Origin of the sequence: Anoxybacillus sp. FSL W8-0382 (assembly GCF_038003845.1) — a bacterium.
In the GTDB taxonomy this organism is placed as follows: domain Bacteria; phylum Bacillota; class Bacilli; order Bacillales; family Anoxybacillaceae; genus Anoxybacillus; species Anoxybacillus flavithermus_G.
Genome location: NZ_JBBOPX010000001.1, coordinates 1,282,688 through 1,299,548, shown reverse-complemented (window position 1 = coordinate 1,299,548; position 16,861 = coordinate 1,282,688). Strand labels below are relative to the sequence as shown.

Genomic DNA, 16,861 nt, shown 5'->3' with positions numbered 1-16,861 from the left:
TAAATGGTAATTATTGTAACGAAAATTGCTCAACTACAGTGATAAAGTAAAACTCCCGGTATACACGTATAATGGATCGGTACCCGGTGCGCAAATTCGCGTAAAACAAGGAGAGCGCGTAAAAATTGTCTTTAAAAACGAATTACCTGAGCCGACGGCGATTCACTGGCACGGCTATCCTGTTCCAAATGACCAAGATGGCGTCCCCGGTGTCACCATGGACGCAGTAAAACCTGGTGAAACATTTACGTATGAATTTACGGCAACGATACCTGGGACATATTGGTATCATTCCCATCAAAAAAGCGCCGAGCAAGTGGATAAAGGATTATACGGGACATTAATCGTAGAACCGAAAAATGAAGAAAAAGTCGATCGAGATTACACGCTTGTATTAGATGAATGGATGAGCGACCCGGACGCCGAAAGCCATATGGACATGAATATGAGCGGCATGGATCATAGTAATATGAATAATGGAAATAGCTCTGATAATCAACAAATGGATATGAACAGCATGGGACATAATATGAATATGTACGATATTTTCACGATTAACGGAAAAAGCGGGGCTGCTGTCCAACCGTTAAAAGTGAAAAAAGGCGAAAAAGTGCGGCTTCGCCTAATTAACGCAGGGTACATGTCCCACAAGCTTCATTTGCACGGACATGCGTTTCAAATTGTCGCAACGGATGGTCAGCCGATCAACAACCCACAACCAATCAAAGACGAATTGTTAAATATCGCTCCCGGCGAGCGTTACGATATTGAATTTATAGCGGATAATCCAGGAGAATGGTTACTAGAATGTCACGGAAATATGAAAGGTATCGATGGCATGAAAGTAAAAATTCAATATGAAGGACAAACAAACAACACGGACAAAGTAAACGCAACAGAAAACCTCCCTGTTGTGGATATAACAACATACGGAAAATATGAAGTAGGTTCATTTACGTTAGACCAAACATATGATGTTGAATACACAATGAATTTAGGAACCGCCATGGGCAAAAATGACATGATTTTCACGATTAACGGCAAAACGTACCCTGACACAGCGCCGATCAACGTGAAAAAAGGCGATCTCGTCAAAGTAAAATTCGTGAACAACTCGCCGATGGATGTCCATCCGATGCATTTACACGGCCATTTCTTCCAAGTATTAAGCAGAAACGGCAAGCCAGTCACAGGCTCTCCATTAATTAAGGATTCGTTAAATGTAAACCCTGGTGAAGAATATGTCGTCGCGTTTAAAGCAGATAATCCGGGAAATTGGATGTTCCATTGCCATGACTTGCACCATGCTTCAGCAGGAATGGTCACAGAAGTCAAATATACCGATTACAAATCGGATTATACCCCAGATCCGAATGACACAACGAATAAAGGGGAATAAAAAAGCTGAAGGTGCTGATCAAAAACGCGAATGCGTCTTGGGATCAGCACCTTTTGAATAACAAGCTATTCCCAAACAGCGCATATGGTTTGAATTGAAATCCAACTTTCATTTAGCAATCGTTCAACGTGCTGTTTTAATACAGGAATCTTATTTCGAACAACATCCCAAACAATTCGGTAATTAATGGAGAAATAACCGTGGATCATCATATCCCTCATGCCAGCCATCTTTCTCCACTCGATATGTGGGGATGCCTGTCTCATTTCGTCTGGAATGTTTTTTGCTGTTTCTCCGATTACTAATATGTTTTTAATGACCGCATCTGATATTAAATCATTATCTAGAAAGTCATCATAAGAAAGCCCTTGGGTGTACTTCTCAATTTTTTCTGCAGCGACCAAAATATCTTGTAAAAAAACGCTAGGCTCTCTCTACATACTTAGCACTCCTTAAAATAGTCGGCTTTAATGTCGGTTTGATATCATCTACAATAACTAAATCTACCGGTTTTTGAAAATGATCTTCCAAACTAAATTTCAACTCCATATAATTATCGAATGTCATCGCATGATCTATAAATTCTACCAACACATCAATGTCACTCGATTCTCTTTGTTCTCCACGACTGTATGAACCAAATAGTCCGATTCGCTTTACGCCATACTTTTTGCTCCATATATCTAAATTTTTTGACATTTCACGAAGTATGTCTTAAATGAATCACCACCTTTTTCTTCGTATCTGCTATTTTCATCATAACATCTCGGCTTTTTATTATTCTTCGTGAAAAAGAAAAAATTTGCGCTATTGAAAAGGGGTGCCCGATTATTTTCGGGACACCCTCTCTCCTCACTTCACATCATATCCTTGCTCTTCAATCGCTTCTTTTAGTTTTTCTACGCTTACTTTTGTTTCATCATAATCTACATTAACCGTATCCTTGGTTTCAGATCGCTTCGCAAAAAGACAAACACATCGCTGACGAGGGGATACAAACGTATGAGTTGTGCCTCCCACATTCACTCTTAATCCAATTGAATTATTAATGGAACCATGTCATTTCTATATAAGGAAAAGAGTACAGTACCCCCCTAGAGCATATAGCATCGCTCTATCCTGAAAATACCCGAACTCCAAAATGTGTAAAGTTGTAAAATTCAACATAGAGGTCTTTTCATCCTTCCGATGGTGACGAAATTTTTTTGTCATGGGAGTCTATATAAGTTGAATTAAAGATTTACAACTGAACACACAAACGATCGATCGTTTGTTCTGGTTTCTGGTTGATTCGCTGAATAAAGGCTTGGACATTCTTTCTAATTTCTTGCACACTCGAATAGAACACGTTGTAAATCACGTCTGATTTCAGCCATTTCCATAGCCCTTCAATCAAGTTCAATTGCGGACTGTATGGTGGCAAAAAGACGAGCTCTAACCGATCTTCGTGTTCTTTTAAAAATGGCTGAATGAGTTTGGCATGGTGAATTCGAGCGTTATCTAAAATCATCACTATTTTGCCTGTGGGATAGCGTTCTAACACAAGTTGAAGAAATCGAAGAAATGTTTCCGCGTCATAGCGTTCTTCTTCGATGCAAAACACTTCCCCTGTTTCGTAGTTCAACGTGCCAATCAGCTTCAGCCCTTGATGTTTTCCAAACGTCGGAATGATTCGTTGTTTTCCTTTGACAAACCATGTTTTTTGAATCGCTTGGTAATCACGAATCATCGACTCATCTTGAAAGAGGACATGGGCGATGTTCCCATCTACCAGTTTTTTTTTACTTCAGGGAAGGTGATTTCGACGAATTCTTTTTGTTTCTCTTCATCGGCATTGGCTAGTGTATAGGTCGGTTTCGTATAGCTTAGCCCTAACCGATGCAGAATGTCACTTGTTCCGCGAAGCGTGTATGTTGGCCCCCACTTTTGTTGAATGAGTTCAGCGATTATCGCAAGCGTCCAATTATATTTTGCTTCGAATCCCACATCTACGGGGAGCTGATGTTCAATGATCAAAGCCAGCTCTTTTTCCTGCTCAGGGGTCAATCGACGTGGGGCGCCAGGTGAGTATTTCATCTCCAGTCCATCAAGACCGCGCTGGGCGTAGGCATGAATATAGTTATAAATAGTTTTCTTGGATCGACCAATAATCGTTGCGATTTCTCCTTTGGTATATCCCTGCAAATGAAGATAAATCGCTTGGTAGCGTTCATATGCTCGTTTACTTTTTGCTTCTTTCATGGCAGTGGACAACTTTTCGATCTCGTCTTTGTGATTTGGCATCATATTTTCTCTCCGTTCCCCTATTTTCTCTTTGTATTTATTCGCCGTGGAACGGGAGAAAACCTTTATTTCAATTTATATATATAGAAAACATTCCCTGTATTTACTTGGCTGCCAATCAGTATAACACGTCAGCCAAACGCTTGCAATCCATCCGCCTTCCGCGTATTTCCGACAGATGAAGGCCAAGGGGCCCCCATCCGTCTTACACCAGGTCGTTATCGACGCCACTGTACGATTCAATCGCTTGATCGAGCGCCCGGTAGGCCTCAGCGAAAGCGTTTGTCGCCGATTCATCTCCCGCCTCGGCCAGCTCCATTCGCGCATTGCGCGCGTGAGTCACCGCACGGATGACATCTTCGATCATTTGCCGTTTATCCCTGGCGCTCGCTTTTAACCGTTCAAGCTCATGAATCGCCCCATCAAGACTCGTCGAGCGCGGTTCGTCAAACGATTGTTCCAGCTGCTCTTTCACACGCTCCAATATTTCTTTCATGATCGCCCATCCTTTCTCTATTCGTTGTCATCCGCTAGTGTGGGCGATTGGCGGCAAACTATGCATTACCAGGACGCTGAAATTGTGTTTATTCATCTACGTACACATCTTTCAAACCAGCCCAAAACGCGGCGATGATCGACAGGGCGACGATGATCATCGGCGCATACATGATCAAAAATGTTTGCATTATCCTTTTCCCCCTTCCCATTTTCCTTTAACGTACGCCTTGTTAAACACAAAGAGGCGCATAAGCAAATAAAGTGACGGAATTAATAACAGGAGGCCGGCAATAAACGCGACGATCAACGCCATAGCCATCGTCTCATTCGTAAACCCGTCATAAATCGTCAAATACGGGTATAACAAATACGGATAATGTGAAATGCCATAGGCGTAAAAGGCGAACGCGTATTGAAACAACAGCGCAATAAACGCCCAGCCGAACCGCCGCTGCCGCCAAAGCAGCCAAACGGTAATGACAAAAAACAAAAAGGAAATGACCAGCATCCACGCCACATTCCATAGGTTGGCGTAATGCTCGGGATTATGGTAGCGGAGCTGGTAAATAATGAGCAGCGCTGACAACATCGTCGGCCCGCTCCAAAGAAGAGCGTAGCGGCGCAACAGCGCCCGCGCCCGTTCATCCTTGGCCTCGTCCGCATAGTACGTTAAGAAAACGGCAGAAATGTAAAGAACACTCGTCACACTGAGCAGCACAATGCTCCATGACAACGGGCTTGCAAACAGCTTCCCATAATCCAGCGTAACGCCTGAGGCGCCTACCTCCACAAACCCGCCTTCAGAAATCGTCAACACGATGGACAGGGAGGCCGGAATAAACAACCCCGTCAATCCATAAGCGATTAAATACCAGTTCCGTTCCGTCCCCCCATACGTATGAAACGCATAGTACGAGCCGCGAATAGCTAACAAAATGATGGAGATGCTCGCCGGGACAAGCAAAATAGAACCGTAATAATACGCCGTTTTCGGAAAAAAGCCGACAATGCCGACAAAGAAAAAGACAAGAAAGACGTTCGTCACTTCCCATACAGGGGAAAGATAGCGCTGAATGATGCGGTGCAAAATATGCTGTTTGTTTGCCCAATGGCTATAGGCGCTGAAAAACCCAGCCCCGAAATCAATCGAGCCAACGATAATGTACCCGAACAAAAACAGCCATAACACCGAAATGCCAATGACTTCGAGCGTCATGGCGCCACCTCCCCATTATTGGACCGCTCTGCCAGCTCCCGTTCAACCGGGTTGCGGCGGAACATACGGATGAGCACTATTGCGCTCGCAATTACTAACACCATATACAAAAGGCAAAACAACACAAGCATCGTATCCACATGCGCCGACGATGTCGCTCCTTCCGCCGTTTTCATATAGCCACGCAAAATCCACGGCTGCCGCCCGACTTCCGCTAAGTACCATCCCGCCTCAATCGCAACCATCGCCAGCGGCCCTCCCGCCACCAGCAGTCCAAAAAACCACTTTTTCGCCGTCCACTTCCAGCGGAAAATCGATCCGAGCCAATACGCGGCTGCGACAACCATTAAAAACACCCCGATCGTGACCATCACATCGAATAAGTAATGAATGTACAGTGGTGGGCGTTCATCTTCCGGAAATTCGTTCAGCCCGGTCACAACCGCCCCCGGGTGGTTGTGCGCCAAAATGCTTAACGCATATGGGATTTTAATGGCATACTTCACCTCGCCATCCTCTGTCAGCATGCCAAACAACACGAGCGGCGCGTGGGAGCTCGTTTCAAAATGCCATTCAGCGGCCGCCAGCTTTTCTGGCTGGTATTCGGCTAAAAATTTGCCCGATAAGTCGCCAATCAATACACTGGCTACCGAAAAAATAAAAACTGTTTTCATCATTAAATGAAGTGCCTTGCGATGATAAATGTGACGATTGCCTTTCCATAAATGCCAAGCGGCAATCGAAGCAAGCACGAATGCTGACGTCATATACGAAGTCGCCAGCACATGGGCGACTTTCGTCGGCATCGCTGGGTTGAACATAGCCGCGATTGGATCGATGTTGACAAACTCGCCGTTTTTAAATTCAAACCCTTGCGGCGTATTCATAAACGCGTTCACCATCGTAATAAACATGGCTGATGCTGAAGACCCGATTGCCACCGGGATAAGCAAAAGCAAATGTTTTTTCTGATTTTCGAACCGATCCCATGTATACAAATAAATGCCGAGGAAAATGGCTTCAAAAAAGAAGGCGAACGTCTCCATGAACAGCGGCAAGCTGATCACTTGGCCAGCCAGCTGCATAAAGCTCGGCCATAAAAGCGACAGCTGCAAGCCGATCGCTGTTCCTGTCACCACGCCAACCGCTACGGTGATGACAAAACCGCGCGTCCAGCGGCGAGCGAGTAAGATGTAATGCATATCATTTTTGCGAATCCCAACCCACTGGGCAATGGCGATCATCAGTGGAACCCCGACGCCGATCGTGGCATAAATGATGTGAACCGTCAGCGTCAATCCCGTCAAAATACGGCTAAGCAGCACCGGATCGTAACCGTTCACGATTCATCCCCCCTTATGAAAACAAGCGACCAATCAAGGAAAGCAAGACAACAGCCGCAACAGCAAAGCTAACAAACACAAGCGTTTTTTCATGCCGCTTCCACATATCTACCCCCCGAGCAAACAAACAGTGGTGAAGAATTTGTGACAATCATCACAAATTATCCACTTCATATTATTTCATATTATTTCATAAAATCGTGGACGCTATTCGGCATGATTTCGAATAATTTGTGTCATTTTTCACATATTCATCGTGACAAACAAAAAAAGCAGGGGATCCCTGCCCTCATGTTATAAATATTTCCGATGCACCTTTTTCCCGTCATACGTAAACAACATCGGCTTTTCCTCGACGACCGTCTCCATATGGACCGGACGGCCCCACAACTGATAAATGTATGGGAGCACTTTTTCTAAATACTTCAGATCGAGTTCGATTCCTTCATACCAATGCTTCAAATACAACTCTCCGTTGCGCATATAATCGCCGTCATTGACCGTGATATACGGGAATCCGCCGTTTACCCGCATGCTGACGAGTTAGTCGCGGATATGATCCCAGTTTTTGTCGACGATTTTATATTCTTTCCCCTGTTTTTGGAACAAATACATATCTTCGCGCATAACGAGCTCTTTCGTTAAATAGTTGCGCAAAAACGAAATGTCGGATTCGAGTTCGCGCACTTCAAAAATTTTCGCCCTCCCCGACCCCGGCTTGACGCCGTATTTTTTCATCTCCTCAGTCGGGTTGTTCCACCGCTCTTCAATGTCTTCAAAAATTTTCAGTCCTAAATAACACGGATTGATGCCAGTGCGCGACGGTTGCACGACGTTGGCGTTCAGTTTCGCAAATTCAATCGCCTCATCGCTCGTCAAATCCATCTCGCGCAAAATGCGCTGATGCCAATACGTCGCCCAGCCTTCGTTCATCTAAGGTGATTATTTTATCCTGAATCCGTGATGGATTGACATCGACTTTGACTTTTTTGCTGGTTTTATGGATGCGTGATCCACTATTCCCTTTTTATGTTTAAAACAGATGTCATCTTCACTCTCAGAAATGAAATAAATATCTTTTTTAGGTATATAAACCAAAGAAAAAACAAAAAAGGACAGAGGGTTAGGATGAGTACAGAATTGCGAACAATCGTTCGTTATGCTCCTTCTCTCCATTTTATGTAAATGTTCAGTAGGGGCTCGCTATAGCCACTCCTTCGCGTCAGTTTCATCCAGATCTGTCGTGATCGGCGGACGAGTCGACCTGCCATCGTGATCACCGTCTGAATGATCGTCTTGATGCGGCGGCGTTTCACTTTATGATGTAATGGATGTCTCGGATCGCTTAATAGATCTTGTCCAATCAGGCGAAGAAGGTTGTACACGAATGCTCCCATGACTAACACGAGCGCATTCGTTTTCATCTTCCCTGATGGAAGTCGCTCTAAATCTAAGTCGCTTTTCAGTTCGCTATGAAACTGTTCGCATGTCGCATGATCATGATACAATGCGAGCACATCACTCATTCGAACATGCTCGTATCCTTCGAGGCGCACCCAGTAGCTTTCGACTTCGTAATCAGGAACGAGCATCAGCTGTCCATTTCGTTCCATCGTTCGTTCCGTCACTGTATGAGTAAAATGTTTGTGGGAGAAAAAAAGACAGGTTCCTGATTTGGTATAATAAGGAACCTGTCAGATATGTAAGCAAAATAGATGAAAAACGGGCTCTCCTCCTGGTAAGGTAGTAAGTGAGAAAAAAATACAACCAAAGAAAGGAGTGGAGCCCATGCAGGATTATATCACAAACGGCTTGACATTAAAAGAGATCGAACAGTCTTTATTTAGACATATGCAAAAACAATATGGTCATCTCCTTCAACAGGTGTTGGAGGAGATCGACCGCACATTGGCAGAACAGCGGGACAAGAAACGATATGCGCTCAAAGATAAGCGGACGATCCGACTCCAAACGCTATTTGGAGAGGTGGAAGTGAAGCGAAACTACTACTTTGACCGTGAAAAAAAGGTGTATACGTCTTTACTCGATGTCTTTCTTCAGTTCGATGGGGCGCATGGAGTGAGTCCGCTATTAGAGGAGACAGCGATTCATCTCGCCGTGACGGGTTCTTCGTATCGACAGGCTGCGCAGTCGCTTGAAAAGCTGGTGGGGTATGCATGTATGAGTCACGAAACGATTCGCCAGTCCATCATCGAGGCAGAGGTGGAAGGGCACCGTGCGATGGAGAAAAAAGGGCGCGTGTTTTTTATCGAAGCAGACGGGTTGTACGTGAAACGTCAACGAAGCCGCATCAAAGGAAAAGAAGAAAAGATCATCACGATTCACCAAGGATGGGAGAAAAACGGGAAACGCGTATCCTTAGTGAATCGACGGTATATGGTTCATCAAACGAATGAACCGATTTGGGAAGCTGTAGAGAATTTTCTGATGAAGGAATACAGCTATGATCCGTTTGAGGATTGGGTGGTCATCAATGGAGATGGAGCCCCATGGATTACAGCGTGTCGAGAATATTTCGGGGACAGGGGGTACTTTCAGCTTGATCGGTTCCATGTGGCAAGAGAGATTCGTCAATTGTTCCGAGGTCATGCGAGATATCGGGTGATTCGAAAGAAGTTAGCATCATGGGATGAAGAAGGTGTGTTACGAGAACTCACAAGTGCCATCGGTACGTTAGAACATGAGGAGAAGGAAAAGCAACTCGAGGCGCTTGTTCGTCGAATCGAGGAGATACCAGGATGTTTACGTGACTATCGCGTATGGTTGAAGGAAAAAGGGATTGACACGACAAACATGAGGGCGATGGGGAGTGCGGAAGGAACGATGCATGTGTTTGCGAAACGAAGTAAAAACGGTCGAAGTTGGAGGGATGCAGGGATTGAAGCGATGTTGCGAGCGATCGTCGCGATAAAAGATACGTTACTCATTCGGACACGCGATGGAGTGATGTATGGCGTGGAAGAACGAGAAGAAACGAAACGAGAAACGATCGTGAAAAAGGCACTGAAGCGCGTGCAAACGCAAATGACAGAAGTGGTACGAGATAACATCCCATACCTTCGCCAATCTTCAGGGACACCGATTTACGAGGCATTGCAAGCATTGAAAGGTTTTTAAAACGAGAGAAAACGCACATACCTACAGGATGAGAGTAAGTAAAAGCGCTTACATATAACGATTTTATAAAACCATATATAACCAAAAAAATCGGTCGAGAAAAAAATCTCCCACAAAGTCTTGACTCAAACCCGTCACTTGGGTGACTTGAACGTACGTATACGTGTGTCCATCGATTGCTGCTGTCTGTGGAAGGCATAACTCATACGTTTGTACTCCTTCTGTTTGTCCATCATCGACGCGTCTGCCCTTTTGCGAAGCGATCTGGAACCAAAGCGCTTTCGATTCTCGGCGTAAGTTTCGCTTGATGACAAAGTCCACGTATGCACATTCGCTTCCGCATCGTTTCCTGCATCCATGCGGACAAGCAGACGAGACGAGGTCAGCGGACGAGCTCGACGGATGGCGGTAGTTAAAAACGAAGGCATGTTGTCTTGTACATGTTGTTTCCCTGGACGCAGCTCGGCATGAACGATATACCCTTCCTTCCCTGCGTACGCAAACAACGGCGTAAAACCGTCAAATCCTTTATACGTTCGACTCACTCCTTCTTTCTTCGTATCGGAGTTGTCAAATGGGGAAGCATCTATATCAAGGGGAAGCCATGTCGTTTTCCCTTTCGCCCAACAAGGGGACAAGGTAGCGTGTTGTCGAACCAACAGACGCATCGATTCCTCCCAAATGATTGCTTCGGTCATCGGAAGACAAGCGAGCTGATCGAGACGCTGTCGCAACGTTGGGGAGGAAGGTACGTGCCGAATGCCCATTGATGTCGAAAAGATATCGTCCTGACGATACGCTTCGATATGATCAAAATCCGTTTTTCCTGTGGCAAGCAAGCCAATCATCGAGCGAATGACATCGCTATGGGAAATGTGCACATCTCGACGAACCGTTGGGAGCCGAAGGGCGTTTACTCGTTTATCCAGCTTCGTTTGGTGCAGTAAGTAGCCCACGAGAGCAAGCCCAGCACTTGGAGTAATCGCTTCATCTGTCAATACAAACCGAATCGGGAAATCTTTCATCACATTCACCTACTTGATGAAGAGTCGTCAACGTCGTTTTCCCTTATCGTATCAACGGTTTGCGACCATTGTAAAGATGTTTTGTCACGGATTCAGGTGCTCATCTACAGTCATAAAAATTAACTATAAATTTACATGATAAGAAGGGAATTCATTAGTAAACGGAGAAAACCATGTTATAACTATAATCACAAAAAAGGATGGTTTGTATGAAAAAAAGAAAACTGATTTCTACCCTAATGTTAGGGAGCATTTTGTGCTTACCTGTAGTCGCGCAAGCTAATTCTCCGAAGCAAGAAATCTCAACACAGTCTATTTCTTATGATACTATCAGTGTTGAGGAGGCTAAAAAAGCCATCAATAATTTTATTAAAAAAAAATGAACAGTTATATAATTTAAGAGACGGTAAAATTGTATTTAAAGAACATCTCTACGATATTGATGATACCGTTGTGGGATATTATTTCGCTGTGGAGTCCGAAAAGACAAAAGGCTATTTTATTACTTCAGCTGTTGATACAATAGATCCTATGATACAGTATGGTGTAGATGTAGACCTAGAAGAAACTCTGAATAAAAAAATGAAAGATGAAAAAGTTTACTATTTCGGTGTAAACAAATTTAGCTTCGGTAAAAGCGGTAAGGAGGTAAAAGAAAAATTTGAGAAGGCTAAATCTGCAACATTAAAGAAATTAAAAGACGAAAAAAAAGATGGAACAGAAGAGTATAAAAAAGTTGAAAAAGCACAATTAAAATCGTTGAAAAAAGGTGATAAGAGAAGCCCAGGTTGGGACGGTTTGTTGAAAGATAGTGGCAACGGAATGGTATCTATCGCCGCTACAGACTATAAAGTATTAAGTGGCGTTGACCGTATCTATCAGCGTAGTTCCGGAATTAATAATCCGAATTCAGCTTGTGGTCCAACAGTAGCCGCTATGATTATGGATTATTATCATGATGAGTTAGGTTATAATGTTCGAGATAACGCTTATTATGGCTCATGGGCCGCGTTAGTTAATCATCTTTATAACGAGATGGGGAGTACATGGTTAGGAACAACAATTACAATGTGGGCCAACGGTGCTCTTACACACGTTTACCATACAAGTAATGCTTGGAGCTCTAATACAGTAACAGATGCGGTTGGGAATAGTTCTAAGTTTATTGGTGCCATAGATAGCAACGATCCTGTTGCCATCCGTTTTGATTTATTTGACTCTGGTGGAACATCAATCGAATATCATTTTGTTTGTGGAATTGGATATGATAAAAACGGTTCTTATGCAGGCGATTTACATGTCGCTTACAAAGATCCTGATAATGGTGCGGATAATACAGGTACGCACTGGTTTGATTGGACAGACGATGACCAAGACATCGATTTTGCGTGGCTATCCTAAACATAAAACAGCCCTTATGTTAATTAAGGGCTTTTATCATTCATATAAATTTATAAAAATGGATAAGTAGGATCGTGGGGTTGGGACTCTTCGGGATGCCCCCGGACCGCGCCTGTTGACCAGTCACCCTCGCGTATGAGAACTCACGTTGGGCCATGGGCTGCCTGGAAGCTGCTCCTTCCAGCATGGGGAACCAACGGGAACAGCCTGCGGGTTAGACGTACGAACAGGAGCCGGGGAGACAGACTTCACGAGTAGTCAAGGCTACAGAAGGAAGAAGAGTGTCCCCGATGATCCTCAAGATCATTATCTAGGAACATCGCGAAAAGTCCAACCCCGATGTTTGTGAAATATGTTTGCGACCCACGGGGGAGGGGCGCCCCTCCCCCGTGGGCAAGTCACCCAAGAATATGCGATTGTCAAGGAGCATATCGAACTGGAAATTCGATTTAAAAATCTTTCTAAACATACTATACGAGGAGGAATTATATTGAAGTTATTCTCTAAACAACTTATTATATCATTTTTAGTTTGTTTATTGATGTTATATCTAACGGAACTTTTTACGATAGAGCCTCACGTAACTTCAGGGAACGGAAATCCAGGGCTTCTTATTATTATGTTAGCTGCAATTTCATTTTTGTTCTTTGGGAGGGGGTTATGGAAAATCCTCACTAACATGAGTATCTCAAAGAGAGGTTTGTTGTTTATGAGTATTGGTTCACTCTGTATTTTAAGCATGTCCGCTTTTTTAGAAATTATATATGTTTTAGACTTAATTAAACAACTCGGAGGACCCCCATCTAACATAAATTCTAGAATCTACCGTTTTAGCTGGATAAATCAATATACAAATACTGTTTATGTTAATGCTTATACGTTGTTAATCTTTATTTCAAGTATTCTTTTAATTTATTCCATACAAAAACTGTTTACAAAAACCCGTGGTGCTAGTTGAGCCTCAGCGCTCAACCAGCCCGACCAGGGAATAAGCCAACAAAGATTAATAACTTTCTTTGCGGTTACAGAAGAGTGAGCTTGTTTCTGGTCGAATGATAGTCCATCGAGTAGCCAGCGTAATTGGCGTGGACTAATTTTTAAAGGTTCCGAGTGATGCTCAGAAGGCCAATCAAATGTTCCACGTTCGAGTCAGCAATAATACAACCAAAATCCGTTATGATCCCCACGAATAATTTTCAATTTTATCCATATCTAAACTGCTTTAATTAAGATTTTGAAAGAAATTATGACATGGATATAGGGATAAAACTAGGTGGGAAGAGTTTGACGCTTACTTTTATACATACCTGTTATTTTCATTATAAATTATAACATCTCGTTTTTTCATTATTCTTCATAAAAAGAAAAAAACTTTCGATACTACAAAAAGGGCATCCCTTCGACAGAGGAATACCCTTTTCTCCCTTACTTCACATCATATCCTTGCTCTTCAATCGCTTCTTTTAGTTTTTCTACGCTTACTTTTGTTTCATCATAATCCACATCAACCGTACCTTCTTGCAAATGTACTTCGACGCGGCTGACTCCATCTAACGTTTGAAGTGCATTTGTCACCGCCGCTTTGCAATGTCCGCATGTCATTCCTTGTACTTGTAACGTAATCGTCATCATCCATTCCTCCTTAAATGTTTATATTTTCACGCGTTTCAAACGAAGCGCGTTTGTCACAACGGATACAGAGCTAAATGCCATCGCTGCCCCAGCGATCCATGGTTCCAATAATCCGAGAGCGGCTACAGGAATGCCAACTGTATTATAGAACAAAGCCCAAAACAAATTTTGCCGAATGTTGCGCATCGTTTGCCGGCTCAGTTCAATCGCTTTTGGAATATGCAGTAAATCGCCGCCAACAAGCGTCACATCCGCCGTTTCAATCGCGACATCTGCGCCTGTGCCAATCGCCATCCCAATATCCGCTTTCGCAAGAGCTGGAGCGTCGTTAATTCCATCACCGACCATCGCCACTCGTTTCCCTTGCTTTTGCAATTCCTCGACGATGTTCGCTTTGTCTTCCGGAAGCACTTCCGAATACACATGTTCTATGCCGACTTGTTTGGCGATCGCTTCGGCTGTTCGTTTGTTATCGCCTGTCACCATATATACATCGATGCCCATTTGTTTTAATGTCGCAATCGCTTGCTTTGATGTCTCCTTGATCGTATCAGCAACAGCAATCATTCCAGCAAGCTGTCCGTCGATGGCAACGAGCATGACCGTTTTTCCTTCGTTTTCAAGCTTTATCATGGCTAGTTCATGTTCGGCGATTTCGATCCCTCGTTCGTTCATTAATTTTCGTGTGCCAATGAGTACATGTTTTCCATTCACCGTTGCTTCAATTCCATGTCCAACAAGCGCAGAAAATTGCGTCAACGGCTGCGCGATAATTCCGTTTTCTTTTCCATAAGCCACAATCGCTTGTGCCAATGGATGTTCTGAAGCGCTCTCGGCTGAAACGGCATAGTCAAGCATGTTTTCTTGGAATTGTAACACATCTGTCACTTCCGGTTTTCCTTTTGTCACTGTTCCTGTTTTATCCAGTAATACGGCATTGATTTTATGCGTTCCCTCTAGGTACTCACCTCCTTTAAAGAGAATTCCTTGTTCTGCCCCTTTTCCTGTACCGACCATAATCGATGTCGGCGTGGCAAGACCGAGCGCACAAGGACACGCAATGACAAGAACAGCGATGGCCACTTCAAGCGCTTTTGCCAAATCACCCGGCGCAACAAAGAAGTACCATATAATGAATGCAACGACAGCAATTCCTACAACAATCGGTACGAAAATGCCGGAAATGGTATCCGCCATCCGCTGAATCGGGGCTTTCGACCCTTGCGCCTCTTCAACGATTTTAATGATATTGGCCAGCGCGGTATCTTTTCCGACTTTTTCGGCACGAATGGTCAGTACGCCATTCGTATTCATCGTCGCCCCGATCACATAGTCGCCTTCCTTCTTATCAACTGGAATCGATTCACCAGTAATCATCGATTCATCTACGGAAGATGCCCCGGCGATGACCGTACCGTCTACCGGGATTTTTTCTCCTGGCTTGACAAGAATCGTATCGCCGATCACCACTTCCTCGAGCGGAACCTTTCTTTCCTCCCCATTACGGATGACAGTCGCTTCCTTTGCCTGAAGGCTCAACAGCTTAGAGATCGCTTCGGTTGTTCTCCCTTTCGCAAGATCCTCAAAGTATTTGCCGACAAGCACAAGCGTAATCAAGACGGCACTCGTTTCAAAATATAATCTTGGCATATATTCAGGATTCCCAAGCGTCCGAAAAGCTTCATACAAGCTGTAAAAGTACGCAGCCGATGTTCCAAGCGCTATGAGAACGTCCATGTTTGCGCTTTTATTTCGTAACGCCCGGTACGCCCCGACATAGAAGGGACCGCCGATGTAGAACTGAACCGGTGTAGCTAAAAGAAGCTGGAACCACGGATTCATCAGCAGATGCGGCATCGGCAAGCCTATATCAAACGGCATATGGGCAAGCATCGTATAAAGCAGCGGCAACGATAAGATGATAGAAATCGCGAGTTGCCGTTGTTTTCGTTTCAGCCGCTCTTCTTTCCGGCCAGCATCGTCTTGTTCTTCGTTTCGAATCTGCCCCTTGTACCCAAGCTTTTTGATTTTTTCTAAAATGTCTTCGACAGATGTAACGCCTTCCTTGTATTCGACAACAGCACTGTTTGTCGCCAAGTTTACAGCAGCGCTTGTCACACCTTCCATCCGATTTAACCCTTTTTCAATCCGTGTCGCACATGCCGCACATGTCATTCCTTCAATATCAAGCGTCACTTTTTCTGTCGCAACGCCATACCCCAAATTCTCAATTTTCGTTTCGATATCGGCGATTGTTTGTTTCGATGGATCATATTTAATCGTTGCTTTTTCCATCGCCAAATTGACATTGGCTTCTACTCCATCCATCTTATTTAGTACTTTCTCAATCCGATTGGCACACGCGGCACATGTCATGCCAGTCACCTTCAGTGTCACGGTTCTTTGTTCATCCATCCACCTTTCCCTCCCTTACTTTGAGAATTGCTTAATGACATCCATTAATTCACGAATCGATTCTTCTCCGCTTCCTTCACGGATCGCCTTGGAAACGCAATGACTGACATGGCGTTCGAGTAAATTTAATCCGACTTTATTTAACGCGGCCGTGATTGCAGAAATTTGCACTAAAATATCGATGCAATACCGATTGTCTTCGACCATTTTTTGCACCCCGCGCACTTGTCCTTCAATGCGCTTCAAGCGCTTCATAATGCTTTCGATCTCTTCTTCTGTACGCGGAACCATTTTTTTATCCATATTATGATCTTCGCAATGGTTCATCAAATATCACCTCTTCAATTACATTATACCGGTAATGGGTATATAAAGCAACGAAAGTGTTGACAACATTATTATCGTCAACGTTTTCCCATGATCTATTCACTTTTGGTAGATTTTTTATGAAACAAAAATTCTATCACTTCAGTTTGTCGAGAGGGTACGAAATGTAAATTATAAAAACTTT

General features: G+C 43.9%; 14 protein-coding genes and 6 pseudogenes. 5 read left to right on the top strand and 15 right to left on the bottom strand.

Annotated elements, in window-relative coordinates:
• Positions 1-40 precede the first annotated feature (40 nt).
• Positions 41-1,399, top strand: a pseudogene (locus NSS60_RS06880) (multicopper oxidase family protein); the annotation flags it as partial.
• A gap of 65 nt (positions 1,400-1,464) precedes the next feature.
• Here NSS60_RS06880 and NSS60_RS06875 read toward each other — a convergent pair.
• The 10 genes and pseudogenes from NSS60_RS06875 to NSS60_RS06835 form a co-directional block, all read right to left on the bottom strand.
• On the bottom strand, positions 1,465-1,803 hold the full coding sequence (locus tag NSS60_RS06875) for a HepT-like ribonuclease domain-containing protein (RefSeq protein WP_004890112.1): 339 nt from the start codon (positions 1,801-1,803) through the stop codon (positions 1,465-1,467).
• Between the two features lie 19 nt (positions 1,804-1,822).
• A complete protein-coding gene (locus NSS60_RS06870; protein ID WP_004890110.1) occupies positions 1,823-2,098 on the bottom strand; it encodes a nucleotidyltransferase family protein in 276 nt (91 codons plus the stop codon).
• Between the two features lie 153 nt (positions 2,099-2,251).
• A pseudogene (locus NSS60_RS06865) lies at positions 2,252-2,338 on the bottom strand (copper-binding protein); the annotation flags it as partial.
• Positions 2,339-2,639: 301 nt separating this feature from the next.
• A protein-coding gene (locus NSS60_RS06860; protein ID WP_015374552.1) for an IS630-like element ISBs2 family transposase occupies positions 2,640-3,685 on the bottom strand; the annotation gives its coding sequence in 2 pieces (ribosomal slippage) (positions 2,640-3,179 and positions 3,182-3,685; 1,044 coding nt in all).
• 202 nt (positions 3,686-3,887) lie between these two features.
• A complete protein-coding gene (locus NSS60_RS06855) occupies positions 3,888-4,178 on the bottom strand; it encodes a hypothetical protein (protein ID WP_004890104.1) in 291 nt (96 codons plus the stop codon).
• Positions 4,179-4,266: 88 nt separating this feature from the next.
• A complete protein-coding gene (gene cydS / locus NSS60_RS14980; protein ID WP_413431589.1) occupies positions 4,267-4,368 on the bottom strand; it encodes a cytochrome bd oxidase small subunit CydS in 102 nt (33 codons plus the stop codon).
• Positions 4,368-5,396, bottom strand: a complete 1,029-nt coding sequence (locus NSS60_RS06850; RefSeq protein WP_004890102.1) for a cytochrome d ubiquinol oxidase subunit II — start codon at positions 5,394-5,396, stop codon at positions 4,368-4,370. Before NSS60_RS06850 ends, cydS begins: the two co-directional genes overlap by 1 nt.
• Positions 5,393-6,739 carry a cytochrome ubiquinol oxidase subunit I gene (locus NSS60_RS06845; protein WP_340720759.1) on the bottom strand — a complete coding sequence of 449 codons (1,347 nt, stop codon included), beginning with the start codon at positions 6,737-6,739 and terminating at the stop codon, positions 5,393-5,395. The genes NSS60_RS06850 and NSS60_RS06845 overlap by 4 nt, the downstream gene beginning before the upstream one ends.
• 294 nt (positions 6,740-7,033) lie before the next feature.
• A pseudogene (locus NSS60_RS06840) lies at positions 7,034-7,672 on the bottom strand (SpoVR family protein); the annotation flags it as partial.
• A gap of 224 nt (positions 7,673-7,896) precedes the next feature.
• Positions 7,897-8,367, bottom strand: a pseudogene (locus tag NSS60_RS06835) (transposase); the annotation flags it as partial.
• Between the two features lie 160 nt (positions 8,368-8,527).
• Here NSS60_RS06835 and NSS60_RS06830 point away from each other — a divergent pair.
• Positions 8,528-9,877, top strand: a complete 1,350-nt coding sequence (locus tag NSS60_RS06830) for an ISLre2 family transposase (RefSeq protein WP_075039588.1) — start codon at positions 8,528-8,530, stop codon at positions 9,875-9,877.
• Between the two features lie 96 nt (positions 9,878-9,973).
• On the opposite strand, the pseudogene NSS60_RS06825 reads toward NSS60_RS06830, so the two are convergent.
• Positions 9,974-10,902, bottom strand: a pseudogene (locus tag NSS60_RS06825) (IS1380 family transposase); the annotation flags it as partial.
• A gap of 209 nt (positions 10,903-11,111) precedes the next feature.
• Here NSS60_RS06825 and NSS60_RS06820 point away from each other — a divergent pair.
• The 3 genes from NSS60_RS06820 (at position 11,112) to NSS60_RS06810 (ending at position 13,261) form a co-directional block, all read left to right on the top strand.
• Complete coding sequence (locus NSS60_RS06820; protein WP_192952348.1) at positions 11,112-11,285, top strand: hypothetical protein; 174 nt, start codon at positions 11,112-11,114, stop codon at positions 11,283-11,285.
• Entirely contained in the window at positions 11,239-12,303 is a 1,065-nt protein-coding gene (locus NSS60_RS06815) for a C39 family peptidase (RefSeq protein WP_340720758.1), read from the top strand. The genes NSS60_RS06820 and NSS60_RS06815 overlap by 47 nt, the downstream gene beginning before the upstream one ends.
• A 490-nt stretch (positions 12,304-12,793) precedes the next feature.
• Positions 12,794-13,261, top strand: a complete 468-nt coding sequence (locus NSS60_RS06810; RefSeq protein WP_004890085.1) for a hypothetical protein — start codon at positions 12,794-12,796, stop codon at positions 13,259-13,261.
• On the opposite strand, the pseudogene NSS60_RS14975 reads toward NSS60_RS06810, so the two are convergent.
• From NSS60_RS14975 to NSS60_RS06795, 4 genes and pseudogenes are all read right to left on the bottom strand, one after another.
• Positions 13,216-13,440, bottom strand: a pseudogene (locus NSS60_RS14975) (hypothetical protein); the annotation flags it as partial. The gene NSS60_RS06810 and the pseudogene NSS60_RS14975 overlap by 46 nt on opposite strands.
• A gap of 288 nt (positions 13,441-13,728) precedes the next feature.
• On the bottom strand, positions 13,729-13,932 hold the full coding sequence (copZ, locus tag NSS60_RS06805) for a copper chaperone CopZ (protein WP_035019187.1): 204 nt from the start codon (positions 13,930-13,932) through the stop codon (positions 13,729-13,731).
• Between the two features lie 21 nt (positions 13,933-13,953).
• Complete coding sequence (locus NSS60_RS06800) at positions 13,954-16,350, bottom strand: heavy metal translocating P-type ATPase (protein ID WP_004890082.1); 2,397 nt, start codon at positions 16,348-16,350, stop codon at positions 13,954-13,956.
• A gap of 15 nt (positions 16,351-16,365) precedes the next feature.
• Positions 16,366-16,677 carry a metal-sensing transcriptional repressor gene (locus NSS60_RS06795; protein WP_004890079.1) on the bottom strand — a complete coding sequence of 104 codons (312 nt, stop codon included), beginning with the start codon at positions 16,675-16,677 and terminating at the stop codon, positions 16,366-16,368.
• Positions 16,678-16,861 lie beyond the last annotated feature (184 nt).

Excerpts from the sequence above, each read along its gene's own strand:
- NSS60_RS06855 (WP_004890104.1), bottom strand. The coding sequence starts at position 4,178 with ATGAAAGAAATATTGGAGCGTGTGAAAGAGCAGCTGGAACAATCGTTT.
- NSS60_RS06800 (WP_004890082.1), bottom strand. The coding sequence starts at position 16,350 with ATGGATGAACAAAGAACCGTGACACTGAAGGTGACTGGCATGACATGT.
- cydS (WP_413431589.1), bottom strand. The coding sequence starts at position 4,368 with ATGCAAACATTTTTGATCATGTATGCGCCGATGATCATCGTCGCCCTG.
- NSS60_RS06795 (WP_004890079.1), bottom strand. The coding sequence starts at position 16,677 with ATGAACCATTGCGAAGATCATAATATGGATAAAAAAATGGTTCCGCGT.
- copZ (WP_035019187.1), bottom strand. The coding sequence starts at position 13,932 with ATGACGATTACGTTACAAGTACAAGGAATGACATGCGGACATTGCAAA.
- NSS60_RS06870 (WP_004890110.1), bottom strand. The coding sequence starts at position 2,098 with ATGTCAAAAAATTTAGATATATGGAGCAAAAAGTATGGCGTAAAGCGA.
- NSS60_RS06850 (WP_004890102.1), bottom strand. The coding sequence starts at position 5,396 with ATGACGCTCGAAGTCATTGGCATTTCGGTGTTATGGCTGTTTTTGTTC.
- NSS60_RS06830 (WP_075039588.1), top strand. The coding sequence starts at position 8,528 with ATGCAGGATTATATCACAAACGGCTTGACATTAAAAGAGATCGAACAG.
- NSS60_RS06820 (WP_192952348.1), top strand. The coding sequence starts at position 11,112 with ATGAAAAAAAGAAAACTGATTTCTACCCTAATGTTAGGGAGCATTTTG.